This is a genomic window from Paenibacillus cremeus (assembly GCF_007786445.1).
Taxonomy (GTDB): domain Bacteria; phylum Bacillota; class Bacilli; order Paenibacillales; family NBRC-103111; genus Paenibacillus_G; species Paenibacillus_G cremeus.
Genome location: NZ_VNJI01000042.1, coordinates 39184 through 60843, shown reverse-complemented (window position 1 = coordinate 60843; position 21660 = coordinate 39184). Strand labels below are relative to the sequence as shown.

At 43.8% G+C, this 21660-nt stretch carries 20 protein-coding genes and 1 pseudogene; 17 read left to right on the top strand and 4 right to left on the bottom strand.

What is annotated here, in order from left to right; all coding sequences use genetic code 11:
* The first annotated feature begins 1 nt into the window (after nucleotide 1).
* Both FPZ49_RS25500 and FPZ49_RS25495 read left to right on the top strand, forming a co-directional pair.
* The gene (locus FPZ49_RS25500) at nucleotides 2-211 is read left to right on the top strand and encodes an aspartyl-phosphate phosphatase Spo0E family protein (protein ID WP_144852477.1); all 210 of its coding nucleotides are present in this window, start codon (nucleotides 2-4) and stop codon (nucleotides 209-211) included.
* Nucleotides 212-652: 441 nt separating this feature from the next.
* On the top strand, nucleotides 653-1291 hold the full coding sequence (locus tag FPZ49_RS25495) for an FMN-dependent NADH-azoreductase (RefSeq protein WP_144852475.1): 639 nt from the start codon (nucleotides 653-655) through the stop codon (nucleotides 1289-1291).
* 687 nt (nucleotides 1292-1978) lie between these two features.
* Here FPZ49_RS25495 and FPZ49_RS25490 read toward each other — a convergent pair.
* The gene (locus FPZ49_RS25490) at nucleotides 1979-2317 is read right to left on the bottom strand and encodes an MmcQ/YjbR family DNA-binding protein (RefSeq protein ID WP_144852473.1); all 339 of its coding nucleotides are present in this window, start codon (nucleotides 2315-2317) and stop codon (nucleotides 1979-1981) included.
* A gap of 402 nt (nucleotides 2318-2719) precedes the next feature.
* Between FPZ49_RS25490 and FPZ49_RS25485 the strand changes: the two genes are divergently transcribed.
* From FPZ49_RS25485 to FPZ49_RS25455, 7 genes are all read left to right on the top strand, one after another.
* On the top strand, nucleotides 2720-3370 hold the full coding sequence (locus tag FPZ49_RS25485; protein ID WP_144852471.1) for a peroxiredoxin-like family protein: 651 nt from the start codon (nucleotides 2720-2722) through the stop codon (nucleotides 3368-3370).
* A 313-nt stretch (nucleotides 3371-3683) separates the two neighbouring features.
* Nucleotides 3684-4355 carry an NAD(P)H-dependent oxidoreductase gene (locus FPZ49_RS25480; protein WP_144852469.1) on the top strand — a complete coding sequence of 224 codons (672 nt, stop codon included), beginning with the start codon at nucleotides 3684-3686 and terminating at the stop codon, nucleotides 4353-4355.
* Between the two features lie 139 nt (nucleotides 4356-4494).
* Complete coding sequence (locus tag FPZ49_RS25475) at nucleotides 4495-5772, top strand: MFS transporter (RefSeq protein WP_144852467.1); 1278 nt, start codon at nucleotides 4495-4497, stop codon at nucleotides 5770-5772.
* Nucleotides 5773-6029: 257 nt separating this feature from the next.
* Entirely contained in the window at nucleotides 6030-6971 is a 942-nt protein-coding gene (gene trxB, locus FPZ49_RS25470; RefSeq protein WP_144852465.1) for a thioredoxin-disulfide reductase, read from the top strand.
* A gap of 80 nt (nucleotides 6972-7051) precedes the next feature.
* On the top strand, nucleotides 7052-7372 hold the full coding sequence (locus FPZ49_RS25465; protein ID WP_144852463.1) for a thioredoxin family protein: 321 nt from the start codon (nucleotides 7052-7054) through the stop codon (nucleotides 7370-7372).
* A 536-nt stretch (nucleotides 7373-7908) separates the two neighbouring features.
* Entirely contained in the window at nucleotides 7909-8853 is a 945-nt protein-coding gene (locus FPZ49_RS25460; RefSeq protein ID WP_144852461.1) for an NADP-dependent oxidoreductase, read from the top strand.
* A 149-nt stretch (nucleotides 8854-9002) separates the two neighbouring features.
* A complete protein-coding gene (locus FPZ49_RS25455; RefSeq protein ID WP_186446092.1) occupies nucleotides 9003-9602 on the top strand; it encodes a nitroreductase family protein in 600 nt (199 codons plus the stop codon).
* 909 nt (nucleotides 9603-10511) lie between these two features.
* Here FPZ49_RS25455 and FPZ49_RS25450 read toward each other — a convergent pair.
* Entirely contained in the window at nucleotides 10512-11213 is a 702-nt protein-coding gene (locus tag FPZ49_RS25450; protein WP_144852457.1) for a Crp/Fnr family transcriptional regulator, read from the bottom strand.
* 60 nt (nucleotides 11214-11273) lie between these two features.
* The gene (locus FPZ49_RS25445) at nucleotides 11274-12794 is read right to left on the bottom strand and encodes a redoxin domain-containing protein (protein ID WP_144852454.1); all 1521 of its coding nucleotides are present in this window, start codon (nucleotides 12792-12794) and stop codon (nucleotides 11274-11276) included.
* A 461-nt stretch (nucleotides 12795-13255) separates the two neighbouring features.
* On the opposite strand from FPZ49_RS25445, the gene FPZ49_RS25435 reads away from it, so the two are divergent.
* Nucleotides 13256-13864, top strand: a complete 609-nt coding sequence (locus tag FPZ49_RS25435) for a thioredoxin family protein (RefSeq protein WP_144852452.1) — start codon at nucleotides 13256-13258, stop codon at nucleotides 13862-13864.
* Between the two features lie 353 nt (nucleotides 13865-14217).
* Complete coding sequence (locus tag FPZ49_RS25430; protein ID WP_144852450.1) at nucleotides 14218-15159, top strand: DMT family transporter; 942 nt, start codon at nucleotides 14218-14220, stop codon at nucleotides 15157-15159.
* A 212-nt stretch (nucleotides 15160-15371) separates the two neighbouring features.
* Here FPZ49_RS25430 and FPZ49_RS25425 read toward each other — a convergent pair whose 3' ends face one another.
* Nucleotides 15372-16055: a Crp/Fnr family transcriptional regulator gene (locus FPZ49_RS25425; RefSeq protein ID WP_186446088.1), complete on the bottom strand. Its 684-nt coding sequence runs from the start codon at nucleotides 16053-16055 to the stop codon at nucleotides 15372-15374.
* 491 nt (nucleotides 16056-16546) lie between these two features.
* Between FPZ49_RS25425 and FPZ49_RS37915 the strand changes: the two are divergent.
* The 6 genes and pseudogenes from FPZ49_RS37915 to FPZ49_RS25405 all read left to right on the top strand — a co-directional run.
* Nucleotides 16547-16699, top strand: a pseudogene (locus FPZ49_RS37915) (alpha-amylase family glycosyl hydrolase); the annotation flags it as partial.
* A gap of 76 nt (nucleotides 16700-16775) precedes the next feature.
* Entirely contained in the window at nucleotides 16776-16883 is a 108-nt protein-coding gene (locus FPZ49_RS37910) for a hypothetical protein (protein ID WP_449289944.1), read from the top strand.
* A 38-nt stretch (nucleotides 16884-16921) separates the two neighbouring features.
* A complete protein-coding gene (locus FPZ49_RS37905) occupies nucleotides 16922-17161 on the top strand; it encodes an alpha-amylase family glycosyl hydrolase (RefSeq protein ID WP_449289943.1) in 240 nt (79 codons plus the stop codon).
* Nucleotides 17162-17712: 551 nt separating this feature from the next.
* The gene (locus tag FPZ49_RS25415; RefSeq protein ID WP_261381610.1) at nucleotides 17713-19209 is read left to right on the top strand and encodes a spore germination protein; all 1497 of its coding nucleotides are present in this window, start codon (nucleotides 17713-17715) and stop codon (nucleotides 19207-19209) included.
* 2 nt (nucleotides 19210-19211) lie between these two features.
* Nucleotides 19212-20366, top strand: a complete 1155-nt coding sequence (locus FPZ49_RS25410) for a Ger(x)C family spore germination protein (protein ID WP_144852447.1) — start codon at nucleotides 19212-19214, stop codon at nucleotides 20364-20366.
* A 44-nt stretch (nucleotides 20367-20410) separates the two neighbouring features.
* Nucleotides 20411-21496: a GerAB/ArcD/ProY family transporter gene (locus tag FPZ49_RS25405; protein ID WP_144852445.1), complete on the top strand. Its 1086-nt coding sequence runs from the start codon at nucleotides 20411-20413 to the stop codon at nucleotides 21494-21496.
* The last annotated feature ends 164 nt before the right edge of the window (nucleotides 21497-21660 follow it).

Genomic DNA, 21660 nt, shown 5'->3' with positions numbered 1-21660 from the left:
AATGGGATTCGAGCTCGAGTCAATTGCTAAAGAAATTGAATCGCTTAAAGAATCTCTCAACAATGCCGCGGTTCAAAACAGATTTGATTTAACAGACCATGCTTTGTTACAACTCTCTCAAAAATTAGATGAATTAATTATGGAATATTATCGGTTACTTAAGAACGAAGTACCGCTGTCATCTCCGCCAACATGGACTCGGGACGATTGACAGTTTCGATAAATATACCAAAGCTTGTCATCGGATATATCGGTCCTCCAAATAATGTTGGCAAAGTCATTGGTGTTCGTTGCAATAAGATTATTGCAACGAACGGACTTTTTTTAAGGCTTCGCTCGGTTCCATCCGCGTTCTATGGTTTAAATCTGAAGCATCGGCTATGACGGTTCCTTTTTTATCGATAATATACATATTCTCCTTTCACATTTTAATTTGAGAATTTCATGTCAGGCTGCCCTGATTCTTGCAGAGAATAACATACCGGCCGGATCAGTGTCAGTAATCTACTTTACATTGATCTTCCGTATTTCGGATTTCAAAATAGGATGGAGAACAGTAATCTACTTTACAGAACTCCACTTTAATGTGGATTTATAATCAAGCTATCCATTCGATATTGGAGGTTTCAGAACAAATCTAGGAGGCAGCAACATGACGCAATTATTGTATATTACCGCTACCCCCAAGTCGCCGGAACATTCGGTCGGCCTGCAGGTCGGCGGGGCGTTTCTTAAAGCTTATCGGGAAGTTCATCCGGACGATGATGTACGTATATTCGATGTCTACCAAGAAGCGTTCCAGACCGTCGACGGCGATGTCGTGAGGGCGTGGGAGAAATTGAGAAAAGAGCGCCTGGAATTCTCCGAGCTGAGTCCCGTGGAACGGCAGAAAGTTAATGCACTTAACGATATTACCGAAATGGCGATGCGCGCCGATAAATACGTATTCGTCTCCCCCATGTGGAATTGGGGCATTCCCCCTCGGCTCAAGGCGTTCATCGACGCCTTCGTCATCGTAGGCAAGACGTTCCATTACACGGAACGCGGACCGGTCGGCCTGCTGCACAACAAAAAAGCATTGCACATTCAGTCTAGCGGCGGGATTTACTCCACAGGGCCGACAGCTCCCATGGATCACAGCCATCCCTATCTACGCCAGGTACTCGGCATCGTGGGGATTCGTGACGTACAAGCGTTGTACGTGGAAGGTCATGATTTTCAACCGGAGCGCGCGAAAGAGATCGTCCGGTCAGCAATGGAACAAGCCGTGAAGCTTGCCGCGGCCTGGTAACGAACTAGACGCAAAAAATCCCCTCGAGGGGATTTTTTTTGACCTCTCCATTGGCGTCACTTCGAGCCCCACTATCGCTTCGTCTTGTTTGCAAAGAAGCAGAAAGAGACCGGCTTCCGTCGTGTCTCGTAAGATGCATACAAACATTCAACTACGATACTTCATCACAATTCAACAATAAATAAATCCCGCTTCCAGTTAGGAATACGGGATTGTCGTCTGTCTCGATAATGGAAGGAAGAGGGGAGAGCAGCGCTTATGCTAGTTATCGGCTTTATACGGACGCCCTGCGATTTTCTTGTCCAATTTGGGTATAAATCATGGTTGTATTCATATCCGCATGCCCAAACTGCTCTTTAAGCTTTGCGAAATAGTTATTTTCTTGATGAAACCTCCCCATTATCGTTTGATCAAATTTATTACCCGTGGCATTAAAGCATTAGATATTTACATCGAAAAGAACAATAGGAAATTTGACGTCTAAGGACAGCGCAGACTGGTTAACCGGCATTACCACCAAATGATATCGATAAGTTTTTGTTCTTTCGGATAACGAAATGCAAGTTCTTGTCGAGCGCATTGAATATAAACCTATATCGTGAAAATGGAGAAAATCCGTGGTTTATGGGATCTGTCCCTTCCTGCATTGAGATACGGGACCGCAGCCTTTGTCATGTAAAAATTTAACTAAACAGACTCCCTGATGCTCTTAGGAAGGCTTTTAACAACCAAATCGTAAGATTGGTCAATCATTTCAAAGATAAACGACTCTGGCAAAGAACCCTCGAGAATAATCGTATTCCAGTGCTGTTTGTTCATATGATACCCCGGTCGAACGTCCTTATGCTGCTCTCTCAAATTTTCCGCAATCACCGGGTCGCATTTTAGGACTAAGTACCCTTTTTTCTCAAAAAAAAGAGCGAATATTTTACCTGCAATTTTTATAGCGATTGGATCGGGTCCCGAGGGATAATCCTTTCTCGCTCCTTTTTTGTTTAGACAGTATTCAATTAAATTATTTTTCAAACCGGCTCATCTCCTTCGTAAATGACATCTTATTCGGATCACGGCGTCGTAAAAATCATCCGGTGTCTGACCTCTTGTTGAATGGTCATATCGTGGCATGCCCGAGTAATAAATGGACTAACCGGCGACCGAAAAAAGCTGATCCTCTAAAACTAGTATCATCATCTATATTCTGCCGACAGGAAAAAAGATACGGTTAATTGATAACCCGTTGTCCATGGCAGGTTGCCTTATACTTGCAGGTTAACATGCCGGTCGAATCGGTGTCAGTAATCTACTTTACATTGTTCTACCTTATTTCGTATTTCAGGATAGGATGGAGAACTGTAATCTACTTTACAGAACTCCGATTTAATTAATATTTATAATCAAGCTATCACATGATATTGGAGGAACAGAACGATGAGCAACCAAAATTTAACCGAACAGCTTGAAGAGGCCACACAGCAGTTTAAGGCCAATGCACCGATTGAAGCGCAGATTAAGATGGGTCAAATGATTGAGGAACTTCAGAAATCGGGGATCGCTTCCGGGAAGCAACCAGGCGAGAAGGCGGTGGACTTTAAATTAACAAACGCACTAGGCCGGGATGTAATTTTATTTGAAGAGCTCGCGAAAGGACCGGTTGTGCTGGTCTTCTATCGCGGCGGATGGTGTCCTTTTTGCAATATGCAATTAAGGGCTTACCAGCAGATATTACCGGAAATCCAAGCGATGGGAGCGCAGCTTATAGCGATTAGCCCGCAAAAACCGGATCATACGTTATCCCTTCAGGAAAAGGAATCATTGGAATTTCAAGTCCTTAGCGATCCGAACGGGTTGGTAACGGCCAAGTACAATCTGCTCTTCGATGTTCCGCAGGGAGTAAGGGAACTCATGGAAGGTGTCGGAGTTGATCTTGCGGAGTACAACAATACCTCGAATTGGGTTTTGCCGGTGCCGGCTACATTTATGATCGATGAGAGCGCCATTATCCGCTCCGCTTATGTCAATCCGAATTTCATGCAGCGTCAAAGCCCGGAGGAAATTTTGCGAGAGCTAAAAAAGCTGTAATGATTTTTGCATCATTCATTTGTAAGCTGAACAACCGATTTTAATACCGCAAAAGATGCGAATTGGAACCAATCTGACAATCCCATTCCAAGAGTAACGTGGAACTTATGAACGATTACTTTCAGTTAGATGGTGCGCGGAGTGCTTTGGAAACTGGCACGCTCCGTGTGGAGCAGGGGAAAAGCTGGAGATCACATCAAATGTTTACCTATTGATACTTTCGCATAACTTTAATAAACATCAATCCATAAAGTAGTTATGATAACAAGATCGGTTAGCAAAGAGAGCAAAATAGAAGGAAGGTAGATTCCACATGATAGGAACGGAGAGTAAACAACAAGAAATTATAAAAGCTTATCAGTTCAGACATGCTTGCAAGGCATTTGACACCAACAAAAAGATTTCGGATGAAGATTTTCACTTTATTTTGGAGACAGGAAGATTGTCTCCAAGTTCATTTGGCTTCGAGCCGTGGAAGTTTGTTGTGATCCAGAATGAAGCTCTTCGCGAAAAATTAAAACCTGTATCTGGCGGTGCCAAGGGACAACTGCCCACTGCCAGCCATTTTGTAGTTATATTGGCCAGAAGAGAAGAAGGCTTACGGCCTGACTCGGTTCACGTGAATAAAATGTGGAAAGACATTCATCATATGCCTGAAGAAGTTGTGCAAGATTGGTACGATTTCTACAAATCCTTCGTCGAAACAGAACTCGAAGATAATGACCGTCTCATTTTTGAATGGTCAATCAGACAAACCTATATAGCATTGGGAAACATGATGACAGCCGCGGCTCAAATCGGTATTGATTCCTGTCCTATCGAAGGTTTTGATAAAAAGCAGGTGACCGCTATTTTACAAAATGAGGGTATCATTAACGGCGACGATTTCGGTGTAGCCTGTATGGTCGCTTTCGGATATCGTCAAAAGGATCCCAAACGTCCACAAACAAGACAACATCTCGATGAAATTGTTGAGTGGCGATAAACTTAAGATGATATTTCTCAGCATCAGGGGACATGTTTCGCTAAAAGGTGCTTGAGTTTAGAATGGGGGTTGCTGCGGGTGTGGCAACTCCTTTTTTATGGTGCTAACGGGTAGAATTCTTAAAGAAAGGTCGTTCTCTATGAAAAAAATGTTATGGGTCATCTTCATGATGTCCACCGGAACTTCCTTTACGTCGCCTTTATTTCCGCTGTATCAGGAGCAGTATCGATTAAGCAGTCTGCAAATCACCATTTTATTCGCTATGTATGCGGTCTTCTTGCTGCCCACATTGCTCATTGTTGGCTCCAGAGGAAGCGGTTGGGGGCTGAAGCGAGTTCTTCGCATCAGCATCCTGTTGTCGATCCTGGCCACCCTTCTCTTTATGGCAAGCCAGCAGGCCTGGCTCGTTTACGGGGCGAGAATGCTGGAAGGAATCGCTTATGGAAGCTTTACGGGCACCGCAGTCGCGTTCTTGCTGAAGCAAACGTCCAAAGAGAAAACGAGCAAGGCGATCCTATTATCGGGTATGGCCGTTTCCGTTGGTTTTGGTCTAGGACCTGCCTTGGCCGGTTTGATCATCGAATATCTGCATCTGATGCCGCTGCGCGCACCATTTTGGCTTTTGACCGTTCTGTTGCTGAGCGCTGTAGTCAGTCTGGAAACGTTGCAGGACAAGGATTTTCAAGCCCGGAAGGAACGCCGTCGAGCGACATCGGCATCGATCTCGCTCGGGGTGTCTAACGAAATTAAGCCTCATTTCTGGTCGTTTAGTGCGCTGCCCGTTTTCACGTTGTTTACCTTGAACGGAACCGTTCTCTCTTTGATTCCTTCGTTCGTGAAAAACGTGATTCACACTTCAAACCTTGCCGTGTCCGGTCTTCTGATTCTACTACTTATGGGGGGCGGCACGATGATGCAAATGCTGCCTTGGTTCAAACAGCCGGTGGTACGCCTTCGGATCGGTATCACTTTATTGGCTTGCGGAGCCTGGCTTGTCGTTCTCTCCGGGACGTCGGGAAGCATAAGCCTAATGTGGATCGGGGTGCTCGTTCAGGCGCTGGGCAGCGGTTGGACGTTCCAGATTAGCTTGCGACTGGCCGGCGAGCTTCCGAATGCATCGGAGCGGCCGAAGGTGATAACGACTTATTACTTTGCGGGTTACATTGGATTTATTGTTCCCATTGTGGGGGTCGGCCTCCTAAGCTACTTATTTGACTTGTACGTGTCTCTAATCGTCCTGAATGTTCTAGCTTCCCTGGTAGTTCTCTACATGTTGGGTTATTCCGTAAGGTTTGAGCGTTACTATGCAACCAGAAACGGAACGCAAACTCAGGCGGAAGGTCTTCCATCCAAGGCAGGTTTACAGGCTTTCCAATCCCGACGGATGAGGCTAATTCGTTGCGAACGTTCGAAGTAAGATGAAGAAAAATTATGGTCAAGCTTACAAACATAGGTACAACATTGAAGGGAAAAGCGTTATGTTTTACCTTATCACTACTCTCAGCCAGCGGCATGTCGACAGATGAACAGAGGACATTGAACGAAACCATCAATCATTTATCGGACAATATGCGTGTTAACGGTAAATAAAGATGTATTTGTTGTACATCTTTTTTACCCCAAAAGATTGTTTGCAATATTATTTTACTACATCTAAATAAGGAGTTGCTTAATATGTTTAAAACAATTGTAATCGGTACTGGCCCCGCTGGATTAACTGCAGCGATCTACCTGGCAAGGGCGAATCTGGAGCCTCTTGTTATCGAAGGTATCCAACCCGGCGGACAACTGACTACGACAACAGAAGTTGAAAACTTCCCCGGCTTCCCAGACGGCATTTTGGGGACGGATCTGATGGATAATATGCGAAAACAAGCGGAGCGATTCGGAGCAAAGTTTAAATCTGGTCGGGTGAGCCGAGTCGATCTACAGAACCGTCCGTTTCGTTTGTTTTTGGAAAGCGGTGAGATGCTTATCTCTGAGAGCGTCATCCTCTCGACAGGGGCTACCGCGAATTTACTTCGCATACCGAACGAGCATGATTATATCGGAAGAGGCGTGAGCACTTGTGCTACATGCGACGGCTTCTTCTTTCGAGGCAAAAAGGTAATCGTTGTAGGTGGAGGTGACTCCGCGATGGAAGAAGCGCATTTCTTGACGAGGTTCGCCAAAGAAGTCCGTATCGTGCACAGAAGAAACCAACTGAAAGCTTATCAAATCATGCAGGACCGAGCACGACAAAATGAGAAAATCGAATGGAGTTTAGATCGGACACCTCTCGAGGTTATCCCTGGCGAGAAGGGAGTGTCTGGACTTAAAGTACGCGATAACCAAACCGGCGACGAAGAAATCTTCGATGCGGATGGAATTTTCGTAGCGATTGGCCATCATCCGAATACCAAGTTTCTTGACGGACAACTTCTGACCGATAGACAAGGATACTTGATTGTAAAGCCCAGTACGTCGGAAACCAGTATTGCAGGCGTATTCGCTTGCGGTGACGTACAGGATCCTCATTACCGGCAAGCGATTACTTCGGCCGGCAGCGGAGCAATTGCTGCGATGGATTGCGAACGATTTTTGGAAGAAACATCCGATAGGTTAATCAGGAAATAGACGAGTAGTATTATGAATTGATACTCTATGGACTAATTAATTAAGTGGAATGAAATTAAATTTTTAAGGAGCGACTAATAATGGAAAGACTACAATCGGCAGAACGTTTTCGCGATTTGGTTAATCGGGATCAATATACGATAGTTAAGTTCGACGCAACCAGGTGCCCCGATTGCAAAAACATTGACCGGTTTATTGGTGATATTATAGCGGAAAATAGAGATAAAGATTTCTATGCAATCGATGTGGAACAATTTCAGACGGTTGCGGAAGAAAATGAGGTTATGGGGATTCCAAGTTTACTCGTTTATAAAAACGGAGTAAAATTGGGACATTTGCACAGTAAGTATGCAAAGACACCTGTTCAAGTGAGGGGATATCTAGAATCTGTAATCGTGTAATAAAGCCGTCATAATTGAGTATGAGCAGTGGAAACGATTTTGTATGGGAATATAATTTCAATCCGATCTGCAGACGAGGCGCTGTGAAGCATCGCATCATTTGAGTGAGGCAGCCAGCTGGAAGCGGCCAGACAGCAGTTAAAGGCCACTTCACCGATTAATGCATAGGTCAAGCACGGTCAAATGAGTGAAGGACTTCAGAAATCGGGACCCAAAGTTAACAAAAACTCGAAATAATGTAGAGTATGTTTTCCTACTTGCATTGATAGTGTAATCTTTCTCGAATAATGAATTCATATTCTTGTAAATGTTTTCCTAACATATTAGCTCAATCAGTTATGTAATTTACATTACATAACTTTTTTTTTGTAATGTTTATAATAAAACCATGTACAAAAGGGCGACTAATTAGCCCCCTTGCAGTAGATGTGTCCCATGGACATAGGTACTTAGAAGATTAAAAATCGAAAAATATGTAAGGAGAGTATCATGGGAAACTTGGAGAAACAGGCAAGACTATTCAGGGAGGTGTCCAAATGAAAGCGATTGTGGTAACGGACGAAGCCGCGGGAACGGCCGGCATGAAGCTGGTGGAGCGCCCGGAGCCGGACGTGGCGATGCTCGCAAGCCTCTCGGGCGCGAGCTACGGAGATGTCGTTGTTCAGGTTCATGCGTCGGGATTCACCTGGGATGAGCTGACGTGGCCTTCGACCTGGATCGATCGCCTCGGGCGGGACCGGACGCCGTCGATCCCTGGCCACGAAGTGGCCGGAGTGGTCTCCGCCCTCAGCTATGGCACAACTGGCCTGTCGGTGGGACAGCGTGTGTTCGGTCTCACGGACTGGACTCGCGACGGCAGCCTCGCGGAGTATGTAGTCGTCGAGGCACGCAACCTCGCGCCGCTACCGAGCGATGTTGACTTCACGGTGGGCGCGGGCGTCGCAATGTCGGGCCTGACCGCCTGGCAAGGTCTATTCGAGCACGGTCACCTCCGGGCGGGTCAGAGTGTCCTCGTGCACGGTGCGGCCGGTGCAGTCGGCTCGATGGCGACACAGCTCGCACGTCAGGCCGGTGCCTACGTTATCGGCACCGGACGAGCTGCCCACCGTCAGACTGCACTCGACTTCGGCGCGCAGTATTTCGTAGACCTTGAGAACGACTCGCTGGAAGACGTCGGCAGCGTCGATCTGGTTTTCGATGTCTTCGGCGGCGACATCGGGAAGCGGTCTGCGGGTCTGGTTCGAGATGGAGGAATGCTAGTGACCGTCGCAGGCCCGCCCGAGGTGCGGCCCGCCAACGGTTTGACGGTCGACTTCGTTGTCGTGTCCGATCGTGCCCAACTGATTGAGATCGCCCAGCGAGTGCGTGACGGACGGCTGCGGACAAATATTGGCAAAGTGGCGTCACTTGACGAAGCCGTAGCCGCCTTCAACCCGACTGAGCGGATCAAGGGAAAGACGATCATCCGCGTTCGTCCGTAAAGCACAAGTAAAAGTGCTTCCATGTTCCCAGGGTAATTGTCATTCAAGTCTGATTCGGGAGCAGTTTAGTACATTCAATTCGGACTTGTTTTGTTCGCTACATTTGTTTCTAATTGATAAATAGGTTAAGGAGAGGTATCATGAAAACCTTGGAGAAAAGTTTATTCACTGCATTACGCGAACGGCGCTCAATTTATGGAATTAGCAAAGAATCACCAATTTCGGATCAAAGTATCCAAGAAATAATCGAGGAAACCGTCAAACATACACCATCAGCGTTTAACAATCAAACTACCCGCGTTGTTCTGCTCTTAGGTGAACAACATAACAAGTTATGGGATATTACAACCGAAGTTCTCAAAGCACTCGTTCCTACCGAACAATTTTCATCTACTCAGGAAAAAATGAACGGATTTCGTAACGGATACGGTACTGTGCTTTTCTTCGAAGATCAGTCAGTTATTGATAGTTTTATGAAACAATTTCCATCTTACCAAGAACACTTCCCGATTTGGTCACAGCAAACAAATGGAATGCACCAATTGGTGATCTGGACGGCGCTGGAGGCTGAAGGGCTGGGTGTAAACCTACAGCATTACAATCCATTGATTGATGAACGAGTAAAAGCGGAATGGAATTTGCCGGAAAATTGGAAACTGACTGCCCAAATGCCATTCGGTAAACCGACTGCCTCAGCAGGTGAAAAGAAATTTAATCCGATACAAGAACGAATAAAAGTTTTTAAATAAAATTAACCTTGAGGCTGTCTCTATGACAGTCTCTTTGTTATAACAAAATAGAAATCGTAACATCCTGCATATCATATCACCTACCGGGGGCACTAATCATGTTTTTGCTGCTTCGAAGATTTATCGCCGCCTTCAACCCGACAGAGTGGGTCAGGGAAAACGAGCATCCCATTTCCTCCATAAGGGCTCAGGGACAGTGACCGGAGTTCGTGGATATCATCGTCAGCCGCGAGGACCGAAAACTGACTGTTATAACCTGTTTGATCCTTCTGATGTTCATGTGAGTATTCACAGAGATATTATCGTTTAGTCATTCTATTTTATTTATATAGCAAAAACCGACAAGAGGGATGTATTCAAGATACTCTCTCACTTGGGCTGAAGATTTAGCCATATCTGATATGTAAATTCGCGAGGTTCACCCTGTTTCGCGTTATCGAAAACCTCGTTCAGCCATATCAGCCAATTGACGCTGCTTTACAGACTAGCAGGAACTTCGGTTTCGTACAATCAATTAATTCCGCAAGTAATTCCTGTGCTGGTTCTCAGGCCGTGTTTAGGGCTTAAAGGTGTTAATACGTGGACGGAGTGGGTGGCTCAAGCGGTGGATTAATGAGGCAGAATCAGATGGCTATATACCGCGTTATAGCCGTGATTGATTCCGGAGGATTTCCCCCTTTTGGGGCAAAGTAATGATAGAAGACCGGAACGACGAAAAGCCATCCGGTCCTCACTAAAGTCGACAATCTCGCTCCATTGCTGTTGACTACACTTCAAGGAGGACTTCTTCTTACTCAATGCCAAAAGGAGACGAGTCCGCTTGAAACTGTATTGGATCCCATGCTCGCGTATATTCAGTCGTTCGTCATCTGAAGACCCACCAAATTGAATGCTACGCATATCACCATATCAATGTGTAGAGATTCGAGGAATATTTTCTTCAAGTATTGTAACAGCAAGTTGAACGGACAGGCGTGATATCTTAACGACACCTTCCTTGGCAAGTTCGCTCATCACGTTACTGACCGCTTCGCGGCTAGCCCCGAGCATATTGGCAATTTCTTGATGTGAAAGCGGCAGATCGATCAACGCATATCCGTCTTGAATGACGCCGAATTTTGCACTCAATGTAGAAAGGAGATGGAGCACGCGTTTTCTAAGACTATGAAGCGCAAACTGTTCCAATTGATCCTCCCGTTCCTTTAACCGGTCACTAAGTGCTTTAAGAAATTTGAGTGCGACCTGAGGCCGATTGATCATCAGGCGTTCGAACTGAGGCTCGGACATGCTGCAAAGAAGCGATGATTCCATCGCTTCAATATAAACCCGCTTGGTTCCGAACGAGAATGAGTTTAACTCTCCGAATATATTGCCTCTTGTGAGAATACCAAGCGTGAACTGTTTCCCGTTGTCGTTCAGTTTATAGAGTCTAAGCTTGCCTTCTTTGACGAAATAGAATCCCTCGCGCGTGGACTCCGGGGTTTGGACCAATGTGTTTTTTGTGATCCAATTGAAATGATGGATGGTATCAAGCTGATCAATCTCTCTAATTTCATCTCGTGTCATTTCTTCAAAAATACTTATTTGCGATAAGTACCAAAGCTTATTCATCGGCTATATCGGTCCTCCAAAATAATGTTGGGAAAGTCATTGACGTTCGTAGTAATAATATTAGTGCAACGAACGGACTTTTTTTAAGGCTTCGGACGGTTCCATCCGCGTTCTATGGTTTATTTCTGAAGCACCGGCTATGACGGTTCCGTTATTATCTATAATATATGTTGCTGTGACAGGAAGCTCAAATGTCTGGTCTCCGTTATATTGATGCAGTTCAATACCAGATCTTTTCTGAATAGCTTGCTGAAAGTCAGGCAGCTTGTATTTAAGATTGTAGTTTTCCGCAGTTTTGTTGTTCACATCGCTAAGGACGAAGAAGCTCAGTTCATGTTTTTCTTTCATGGAAAGTGAATGATCCGGTGTTTGCGGGCTGATGGCAATCAATTGAGCACCGGCAGCTTTTATCTCATGCATGATGCGCTCATAGGCCTTCAATTGCAAATTGCAGTAAGGACACCATTCACCCCGATAGAACACGATAATGACGGGGCCCTTGGCTAGTTCTTCGTATAATGTGACCGGTTTGCCCGTAGCATCTTCCAGGGTAAAATTGGGAGCCTTATCTCCGATATTCAGTCCTTTGCCTGCCCCCTGATCTCGAAGGTCCTGAATCAATCTGGCAAATGTCGCCGCGGCATCTGGTGACATATTACGAGCCTGAAGTGCATCAAATTCATCTTTCAAGCTTCTTTGCCATTTAGAAACACTGTCCTGGACCATAAGCGAAATCGATTTTTGTATTGGTGAAAATTCAAATCCTAAAGATAATGCTCTGGCATTCAATATCTTCCAAGTATAAGGAAACATGGCATAGGGGGATAAAGTTTGTTCTTCATGTTGGCCTACATGAAACAGCGGGGTCATATTTAAGCATTCCCCTATCTCATAACAGAGTTCTTGGATGCTTAAGTAACCGTTATTCGCAGCATTGATTGGTCCGACAAAATCGGATTTTGTTCCTATAAAATGAAGAAATTCGGCCGCATCCCACGCTGTCACATAAGTAATAGGATGTTCGGATTCCAACACGCCAATAGATTTATGTTCAGCAACATGCCTCACATAATAATCAAAACGGCCTGTATAATCGTCGGTTCCCGATACGACCATAGCTACGCGAACCGAAACGACGGGAAATGCCGCATTCCGGAAGAAATAGGCTTCGGCTTGGCGTTTTCCTTCGGCATAGGCATATTTCTGAGCGTCTAAATCATAGTTGTATTGTTCCGGCATGAAATCGTCTTCGGTGATTTCGGTATCTTTACTGTTATAAACCGCCATACTTGAGGTTATTACATACCTTTTAACGCGGTTTCCAAAAGCCCCCAGGGCAATTTTTGCATCTTGAGGGTTGAAGCAGATTTGATCATAAACAACATCATAATAACAATTGCCGAACGCTTCCCTCATGGCATCCTGATTCGTCCGGTCCACCTTTATTCGGGTCACGGCGTCGCCAAAATCATCCGGTGTCTGACCTCTTGTGGCAATGGTTACATCGTGGCCCTCCCCGAGTAATAAATGAACTAACCGGCGACCGAAAAACGTTGTTCCTCCTAAAACGAGTATCTTCATCCATATTCTCCTTTCACGTTTGCATTCTAAGTTTATTAATTGATTGAATTTACTAATGCCATCCAGGACAAATTAAAATTTAATGAGAATTCAATGGTAGGTACTTGGCAGCTTAGTTTAAAGATTAACATGCCAACAGAATCGGCATCTGTCATCTGGATTACAGAACTCCGATTTTTTTAGAATTATAATCAATTTATCAATGAAAAGCTGAATCAAAGCAATGGCATGATTCATACCGAGGTGAGGAGCCAGGAAAGGTGATTCACATTGGGCCATGTCTTTGCTGATGTACCGAAGGAAATTTGCATTAACTCGGTTGCGCTTTGCTTTATTCTGAAGGAGGATCTTGAGAAGGAAGGATAGGGGTTCACTTGTTTGAAAATTTTATTCGAAGGACAAAGTTTTATTAGATCCACAGTCTACAGTATCCAAAAATAATGAAGAAGGTGCGTGAAGAAATGGAAGCACGATTGAACTTAAAACACAAAATCGGTCAAGGGATTTCACCTCAACAGTTCATAGAAGGCATGCAGAATCGGACGATGGTAACCAGTAATATCACAAATACCAAAGAGCGGTTCATCTCCGTTTACGAGAATTTCACATGGGCGCAAGAAGATCAGAAAGCATTTTTTACCGCTTTAAACAATAGCTCCGACCTGCACTGTTTGATTCTATGTACAGATTGGTGCCCGGATGTTATCTGGAACGTCCCCTTACTGTTTAGAGTGATGGAGGAGAGCCGCATTTCGACTGAAGTGTTGCTCATGGAAGAGCATTTGGAAACCATGGATCTCTTTCTAACGGATGGCGGGCGAAATCAGCCGATCGCGGTTTTCTTGAATGCGTCCGGAGATGTTCTAGGCAGATGGGGAGCGCGTCCAGCCTATATTCAGGCCGTGATGGATCGGTTTAAAATGAACAATCCAAATAAACAGGAAGCAGATTATAAGGAGAAATTGAACCAGACATATCGAGAGATCGGCGAGCTCTATCAAGTTAGCAACGAATATCAGGAAGTTATCCTTCATGAATTAAGAGATTTGTTTACTTCCTTTTCTTCGTGAATTTTAATCTTTCTGGAAGCGTGGATAACCGGACAGCAATCATTTCACAATTATTGATTGTTGTCCGTATTATTAAACCTGAAGAGCATGATCGGCAAAGGACTATACAATGATGTTTCGTGACTCAATTTTATGAGATTAAATGCCGAATGGGAAAACTCAAGTGAGAGCTTCAACACAGAAACCTAAAAGCCCTTTTTTAAGAATTCGATGGAAAATAACGATATCCCATTGAGTCGTGTACGTTCCACTTCTCGAAGTACACGATCCCATTCGTTCTGATCTATCGATTTTAGAGATATTGTAGCTAACGACAAGTTAATCTACAAAACAAAGAAGTGAAGGTGAAAAATATGAAGAATTATAAGGCTTGGACATTTTTGATCGGGGCTAATCTGTTTTGGGCCGGTAATATCATTTTTGGAAAATTGATTGTAGATGAATTTCCTGCTGAATGGACAGTCTTTCTAAGGTGGGTTGTCGGACTGATTCTTCTTATTCCCATTGCCCAATTTATTGAGAAGCCTTCATGGTATCAAATATGGAGGAATAATTGGGTGTTGATCATTCTGCTAGCTACTTCATCCATTGTGCTCTACACGTATCTCTCGTATGCTTCATTGCAGTTCACATCTGCGACGAATAGCGCTCTATTTACTACCCTTGCACCTGGTTTGATTATGCTCTTTTCGTTGATTTTCCTGAGAGAAAAAGTAAGTGCCTTTCAGTTCATTGGATTAATCACCTCGTTTATTGGTGTTATGATTGTGTTAACTAGAGGTAACCTGCTACAGTTGTTTCACACTCAGTATAACGAGGGCGATGCGATTATGCTATTCGCTGTCTTATGTTGGGCTGCTTATTCATTGCTTCTAAAAAAAGCAAAAGGTATTCCGCCTGCGACTTTGGTTGCGATGATTGCGCTGATCGGTGCTATTCTGATGATTCCTTTATTATTTTTCCATCCGATTCACTCCGACAAAATCACTTCTTTGGGGATCGTTGGAGTTATATACATGGGGGTGTTCCCGTCAGTCGGTTCGTTTATATTTTGGAATCAAGGTGTTAAGATACTAGGTGCGAGCAAGGCCGGCATAACTATGAACCTGATTCCTGTCTTTACAGCAATTATTTCGGTTATCTTGGGTCATGCTTTGGAGTTGTCACAAATGCTCGGGGGAGTCATGACGATTTCCGGTATGTTATTGATTGCAATAAAACGGAAACAGATATCACAAATTAGCGCTCCCGTCGCTCAACAGCTCAATTCCGGTTTGCAACAGTCTGGCACTTGAACGCAACGCCATTCTCGAACACGTTCAAACTGCCTTTCATATATAAAAACGACCGGAGGCGAGCTCGCTTCCGGTTTTTATTTTTCCCAATTCGATGTTGAAACTGGCAGACGATTGCTGAATTTTAACATTGCTGCATATCTGTTCCTTCTTTTTTTTCCATTTGTAAAAACCTATTCCGGATCACGACACTCTGGCTCTTCAGCCTTAGGTTATTTGGATTGGGGCAGCATCGCGGCATTTACTTGAACAGACTTACGAGACGTTTTGATAACTCCATCTTTCAGAAGTCCACTCATGACTCCACTGACGGCTTCCCGAGTTACACCAAGCATGTTAGCTATCTCTTGGTGCGTAAGAGGGAGATCGATTAAAGCATAACCATCTACGATGGTACCAAATTTTGAACTAAGCATCGTCAACATATGAATCACCCGTTCGCGGAGACCGTTAAATGCAATTTGTTCTAATTGTTCTTCTCTTTCCTTCAAACGTTCACTGACCGCTTTTAGAAGTTTCAACGCCAGACTCGGTCTGCTTATCATAAGACGGTCGAATTCTGCTTCGGATATCGAGCAAACCAGGGTTGGTTCCATGGCTTCAATGTAAACATCTTTAGTACCAAACGAGATGGAATTGATTTCCCCAAACATGTTCCCACGAGTCAATATACTTAGAGTGAACTGTTTCCCACTGTCGTTTAATTTGTATACTTTAAGCTTGCCTTCTTTGACGAAAGAAAGACCTTCCAGAATAGTATCAGGAGTTTGAACCAATGCGTCTTTCGGTACCCAATTGAAATGACGAATGGTATTTAGTAAATCAATTGCCTTCATTTCTTCACTAGTCATTTCCTCAAAAATGCTGATTTGAGATAAATACCATAATTTATTCATTTCGTATTCCTCCTTCATGTAACAATCCCTCCATTTTAGGAAGTCTCAATCTTATAGAAGTCTTTGTCCATTCATCATGCTTTATAAGGATCATGATGTCAATGCATCCTAAGCTTCTCAATTATATTGACTTCGCAATTTCCAAAACTTCTGACCGTTCCATTCTCGTTCTGTGATTAAGATCTGAAACACCGGCAATGATTCGGCTGTACTGAGCGATGACAATAGTCGCAGGGACACCTCGAAAAGTAGTGGGGGATGGGATTGGAACGGGTATTTTATTCTCAGAGCCGGAGACAACCTCACGTCAGGCGTAAGCCTGATGGCTGTCCTAGTTTATCGAATACCCTTAAACCCGAGAGAGCCTTAGATTCTCGGGTATTTCCGCATCCCACGAGGAGCCCTACGTGGCTCCGTCTGAGAATCTTGACTATGTGGAGGAGGGAAGAGAGGAGTTCCACTCGCTGTACCACTTTGAAATAGCGAATGAAATGCCGACCTGGGATATGCTCCGATATAAGCAAATTCAAACAAAATGGCATGAGACCTTTTACGGTAAAGGGTGGAACTCGCATTTTTTGAATAACCATGATCACACCCGGCAGGTAACGCGTTACGGCAATGACAGTGAATTCCGCGTGGAGTCGGCCAAGCTCCCTGGCTACATAAGTTCATACGCTGCCTGGGACGCCCTATATTTATCAAGGGGAAGAAATAGGGATGACCGGGGTACGATTCGAGTCGATAGACGAGTACCAGGATATTACGATGAAAAATAAATATGCCGAGGAAATCGCCAAGGGAAGGGGATCCGCGCACGTGCTGTAGAGCTTGATTCCGTTCAGCCGCGATAATTCCCGGACCCTATGCAGTGGAGCGCGTTTCCTAACGCCGGTTTTACGTCAGGAACACCGTGGCTTCAAGTGAATCCCAATTATAAAAAAATCAACGCTGATGAGGCTATGAGCAATCCTGACTCCGTGTACCACTACTACATAAGGCTGATTGCTCTGCGAAAAGAACATCCAGTGATGATCTACGGAGATTACAAGGATTTGCTTCCGGAGGATTCGAATTTATACGTATTCGTAAGAGAGTGGGAATGAACGGTTTGGCTGATTGCACATAATCACAGCGAGAAACCGACACCATTTGAACTGCCGCTTGAAAAGGACAACCTCAGATTACTTGGCTGTCGTTAAAAAGTCGCTTGAGCTGGACAAATGTCGGGTGACAAGAACATTATCTCATTCCCGACAGAATGAATTAAGGTAAACTGAAATTGCAGAAAGACAGAAAAGGATTACGTCAAATTTGATATCCAGTCATTTTTATTCAATCGCGGTTTGCGAATTGCATTCCAGACAATTTGACTTTAAACAAAAAATACACCGTCTTTTAAAGATGGTGTATTTTTTGTTTGTCGGGAATGAGATAAAGAAACGCACATGTTTGTTAGTTTGTTTGTTAAGATTCAATTCACTTAGCAATATCTACTAATAACTTCTTTCACACCTTCTTGGTGGCGATCTGAAGGCTCGCTCCCTCTTATTTGGGACAACAGCTTTAATTTTGGCATGTCCCCTATTTACGATTAAAGTCCGTTGTTGGTTCAATTAGATATTTCATTATCAAATCAAACAGGATATTTTTGGGGATGCAGGGTACATTATACCAATATGACTTCTGCTCGAAAGAAGTGGAGAAAATGTACGTCAACAACAACGTCGTTGAGAACGAACAGACTTTAAAAAACGTATTTCAGAATTGTTCGGACATTATTTTTCGTGATATTACGATTCATGACCAAACCAAGGCATTATTAGTCTACGTAGATGGTATGATCAATGCTGATATTATTACATCAAGCGTTCTAAAGCCTTTAATTTATGATGGTCTGCCCCAAGGTCTCGGGAAAATCGACAGTCTCGCACAAATGTGCAAACAAGAGCTCGTTTCCGTTTTATCGACCAAGAAGCTTTCAAACTTTGAAGAAATTGTTGATCATATATTAAAGGGAAATGTTGCTATACTGGTCGATGGGGAAAATACCGCCCTTCTAGCTGACGTCTCAAAATTTGAAACTCGAGCCATAGAAGAGCCTCACAATGAGGCATCCATCCGGGGACCCAAAGAAGGCTTTACAGAGAGCCTGCGGATTAATACCACGATGCTGCGCAGGATATTGGCAACGCCGAAGCTGAAGTTCGAATCATTAAAACTCGGAACACTGTCGCAGACCGATATATTAATCGCCTATATCGAAGGAACTGTTTCCGTCCCGGTTCTAAATGAAGTCCGTAAAAGGATACATCAGATACAAATCGATGGGATTCTTGAATCGGGGTATATCGAAGAATCCATTGAAGATACTCAGCTTTCTCCTTTTCCGCAAATACAGGTTACAGAGCGCCCAGACGTTGTTGCCGCTGGATTGCTTAATGGAAGAGTGGCCATATTAACCAATGGAGACAGTTGTACTCTTGTAGTTCCAATGACTTTTTGGGAAGGACTTCAGGCACCGGATGATTTTTATGAACGATTTTTGTTCACAACCTTGATTCGATGGATTCGCTATTTTTTTGCTTTGTTCTCGATGCTGCTCCCTTCCGTTTATATTGCGTTGACCAATTTCCATCAGGAGATGGTTCCTCAAAAACTGATGTTGACGATTGCATCATTACGGGAAAAGTCACCTTTTCCGACTATAATTGAAGTCTTTATGATGGAGGTTATGTTTGAAGGTTTACGGGAAGCGGGGATCCGTTTGCCAAAACAGATCGGTCCTCTCGTGAGCATCGTCGGAGCATTAGTCATTGGGGATGCGGCTGTCCGTGCCGGAATTATTTCCGCGCCTATTGTCATTGTCGTTTCGGCTGCCGGAATTGCGTCATTCATCATTCCGCGATATCGGTTCGGCTATGCTCTACGTATGTTACGATTCCCTTTGTTGATCCTATCCGGACTATTTGGCCTATTTGGTTTAGCGACCGGGATCTTAACGATCTTAATTCACCTAATTCAACTTAGTCCGTTTGGGACTCCGTATTTAACTCCAGTGGCTCCGCAAATCACTCGAAGGCTTAAGGACGTATGGATGCGACCGCCTCGAAAGCGAGCCGTATATAATGAACCACAAAATGAGGCGGATTAACCATGAAGAGGGCGGTAAAGCTTAGTTTCATATTTCTCTTCATGGTATCGTGCACAACCGGGTGCTGGAACCTGAAGGAACCGGATCAACTCGCATTTTTTATGGGGACAGGGCTGGATTTTACAAAAGATGGTCAGTTACAAGTTAGTTCTCAAATCGTGATACCCTCACGTCTTGGCGGCGGACAGGAAGCGGGCGGCGGAGCTGGGGGTAAAAGCTTTCGTGTAATAAGCGCGATTGGAAAGAACATTTACGATACGGTTCCAAATTTGCAGAAACAGTTATCGCGGAATTTCTTTATCGGGCATCGTCAGATCATCCTCATCGGACAACGAATGGCCGAGCAAGGAATAGGCGATTTTCTTGATCAGTTTGTTCGTAATCCTCAATCGGAGCAGCGTTCAAGGATATTTGTTGTGAAAGATGGCCAAGCGAAAGATATCCTATCTGTTGAGCCGTTCTTCGAGCCATTCACATCTACGGCATTGGTACGGCAACAAGAAACTTTAGGTTTAAAGCGTCGTTATTTCCGGAATTTTCTGTCAGATACATTTAGTCAAGGTTTACAGCCCATGATGCCTGCGGTTAGTTTAACAGACACCAAACAAGTTGTTTATTCGGGCACTGCTATTTTCAATAAAGACGATGGCCTGAAATTAGTGGGTTTCTTGAATATTGAAGACTCTTTCTTTGCCAATTGGATTGCGAATAGACAAACAAATTTAGTTATCGCTTCTTTCGTCAAACGAGGAAATGGCAATATTAGTTTAAACCTGCGATCGTTAGATCGACGAATTCAAGTGAAAATGATCGATAAGCAAATAAAAATTGACGTTCTTCTCACCGGAAAAGGAACCATTGTCGAAAATAATACGAACTTGGATCCAACCAAGCGAAACGATCTCCAAATCATTGAAGATGAAGTCAGTGAAACGACTCAGAGATCGGTACAGCAGTTGGTCGAAAAAGTTCAGAAGCAGTATAAGACCGACATCTTCGGGTTTGGTGTACATGTGCATCAGCAATATCCGGAACAGTGGAAAACCTTGAAACGAGATTGGAACGTAACTTTCCCTGAGCTGAATGTTTCGGTCAAAGTACACCTTCAATGCAAGGATCCGGGCGAAACCAATTCGTCAATCAAGAGTATACCTTAATTTGGGTTCGGGCTGTTTATCCTCGATAAGGAGTGGTAGTAATTATGAAACTGTCAGAATCGCAAATTTTTTGGATTTTTGTAACGACTGAAGTCGTTATGTTGATCGGGCTAAATATTCCGTCGGCGATCCTAATATCGAAACAAGATTCGTGGCTTTCGATGTTGATTGGGGGCGGGATAGGTGCAGCCTTAACCTTTCTTTTCGTTCATCTTAGCATTCTCCACCCGAATCAAACTTTGACCCAATTCAGCCAAGCTCTGCTGGGCAAATGGTTAGGGAGACTGATTGTCCTTCCGCATCTCATTGCTTGGTACACGCTAACTGCATACTTACTGCGCAGATTTCCCGGCTTTTTGCAACCTATTGTAATTGACAGAACACCTTTGTGGGTGCTTATGATACTCTTATTAGGTTTAATGGTATATTTAATCTATTCCACAGCTATTACGGGAATCGGTCGATTATGTCAAATCGTGGGTCCCATTATTATTTTAGCATTAATTGGAAGTTTCATTTTTAATGCTGGCAATGCGGATTGGCATCAATTATTGCCTGTATTTAAAGATACAGGTTGGTTAAACATTGTAAAAGGATCGATTCGTCCCGGTATGTGGTTCTCAGGCCCGTTCACCTTATTGGTTATTGTCGCTTTTATGCAAAACCCCCAAAAAGCGCTTTCCAAATCGATGTTGGGCGTAGGCATTACCGTTTTCATGGTTTTTACCGCCACACTTATGGTTCTAATGGTTTTGGGACCGAATTTAGCAGCCAAAATGAGGTTTCCTTACATTATGTATGTAAGAACCATTGATATATTAAATTTTATTCAAAACTTAGATATATTCATCATATTTGTTTGGATATTCGGAGTGACTGCACAATTATCATTATATTTGTTTGTCGTTAGCTATGAAACGGCGCAGTGGTTCAATGTGAAAAATTGGCGTAGAATCATTTGGTTCGGCGCACCGGTGATTTTTATTATGGCGATTTTGATTCCGAATGAGACGTCACTTGCAACATACGACGAATTTTGGACAACTGTGATATTCCCTGTTTGTGGTATCGCGATTCCACTCATTTTATGGATCATTTCACTGGTCAAAAAGAATGCTTTGAACGCATGAATTTTCTATATCGCGACCAACCATCTCATCACGCATCGTAACGTTTTATACAAAGACACCGGTAAAAAAGCTAGCCCCAAAGAAAGAAGTGGATATTGCAGCAGTACAAGTAATGGGGATATCAGATTACTTCGAAGTTTTAATTGCCTCAGTTGATGTATTTA

What these genes read in the sequence shown, in the direction of transcription:
- FPZ49_RS25500 (WP_144852477.1), top strand. Translation starts at nt 2, where the DNA reads ATGGGATTCGAGCTCGAGTCAATTGCTAAAGAAATTGAATCGCTTAAA.
- FPZ49_RS25495 (WP_144852475.1), top strand. Translation starts at nt 653, where the DNA reads ATGACGCAATTATTGTATATTACCGCTACCCCCAAGTCGCCGGAACAT.
- FPZ49_RS25485 (WP_144852471.1), top strand. Translation starts at nt 2,720, where the DNA reads ATGAGCAACCAAAATTTAACCGAACAGCTTGAAGAGGCCACACAGCAG.
- FPZ49_RS25480 (WP_144852469.1), top strand. Translation starts at nt 3,684, where the DNA reads ATGATAGGAACGGAGAGTAAACAACAAGAAATTATAAAAGCTTATCAG.
- FPZ49_RS25475 (WP_144852467.1), top strand. Translation starts at nt 4,495, where the DNA reads ATGAAAAAAATGTTATGGGTCATCTTCATGATGTCCACCGGAACTTCC.
- trxB (WP_144852465.1), top strand. Translation starts at nt 6,030, where the DNA reads ATGTTTAAAACAATTGTAATCGGTACTGGCCCCGCTGGATTAACTGCA.
- FPZ49_RS25465 (WP_144852463.1), top strand. Translation starts at nt 7,052, where the DNA reads ATGGAAAGACTACAATCGGCAGAACGTTTTCGCGATTTGGTTAATCGG.
- FPZ49_RS25460 (WP_144852461.1), top strand. Translation starts at nt 7,909, where the DNA reads ATGAAAGCGATTGTGGTAACGGACGAAGCCGCGGGAACGGCCGGCATG.
- FPZ49_RS25450 (WP_144852457.1), bottom strand. Translation starts at nt 11,213, where the DNA reads ATGAATAAGCTTTGGTACTTATCGCAAATAAGTATTTTTGAAGAAATG.
- FPZ49_RS25445 (WP_144852454.1), bottom strand. Translation starts at nt 12,794, where the DNA reads ATGAAGATACTCGTTTTAGGAGGAACAACGTTTTTCGGTCGCCGGTTA.
- FPZ49_RS25435 (WP_144852452.1), top strand. Translation starts at nt 13,256, where the DNA reads ATGGAAGCACGATTGAACTTAAAACACAAAATCGGTCAAGGGATTTCA.
- FPZ49_RS25430 (WP_144852450.1), top strand. Translation starts at nt 14,218, where the DNA reads ATGAAGAATTATAAGGCTTGGACATTTTTGATCGGGGCTAATCTGTTT.
- FPZ49_RS25425 (WP_186446088.1), bottom strand. Translation starts at nt 16,055, where the DNA reads ATGAATAAATTATGGTATTTATCTCAAATCAGCATTTTTGAGGAAATG.
- FPZ49_RS37910 (WP_449289944.1), top strand. Translation starts at nt 16,776, where the DNA reads ATGACCGGGGTACGATTCGAGTCGATAGACGAGTACCAGGATATTACG.
- FPZ49_RS37905 (WP_449289943.1), top strand. Translation starts at nt 16,922, where the DNA reads ATGCAGTGGAGCGCGTTTCCTAACGCCGGTTTTACGTCAGGAACACCG.
- FPZ49_RS25415 (WP_261381610.1), top strand. Translation starts at nt 17,713, where the DNA reads ATGCAGGGTACATTATACCAATATGACTTCTGCTCGAAAGAAGTGGAG.
- FPZ49_RS25410 (WP_144852447.1), top strand. Translation starts at nt 19,212, where the DNA reads ATGAAGAGGGCGGTAAAGCTTAGTTTCATATTTCTCTTCATGGTATCG.
- FPZ49_RS25405 (WP_144852445.1), top strand. Translation starts at nt 20,411, where the DNA reads ATGAAACTGTCAGAATCGCAAATTTTTTGGATTTTTGTAACGACTGAA.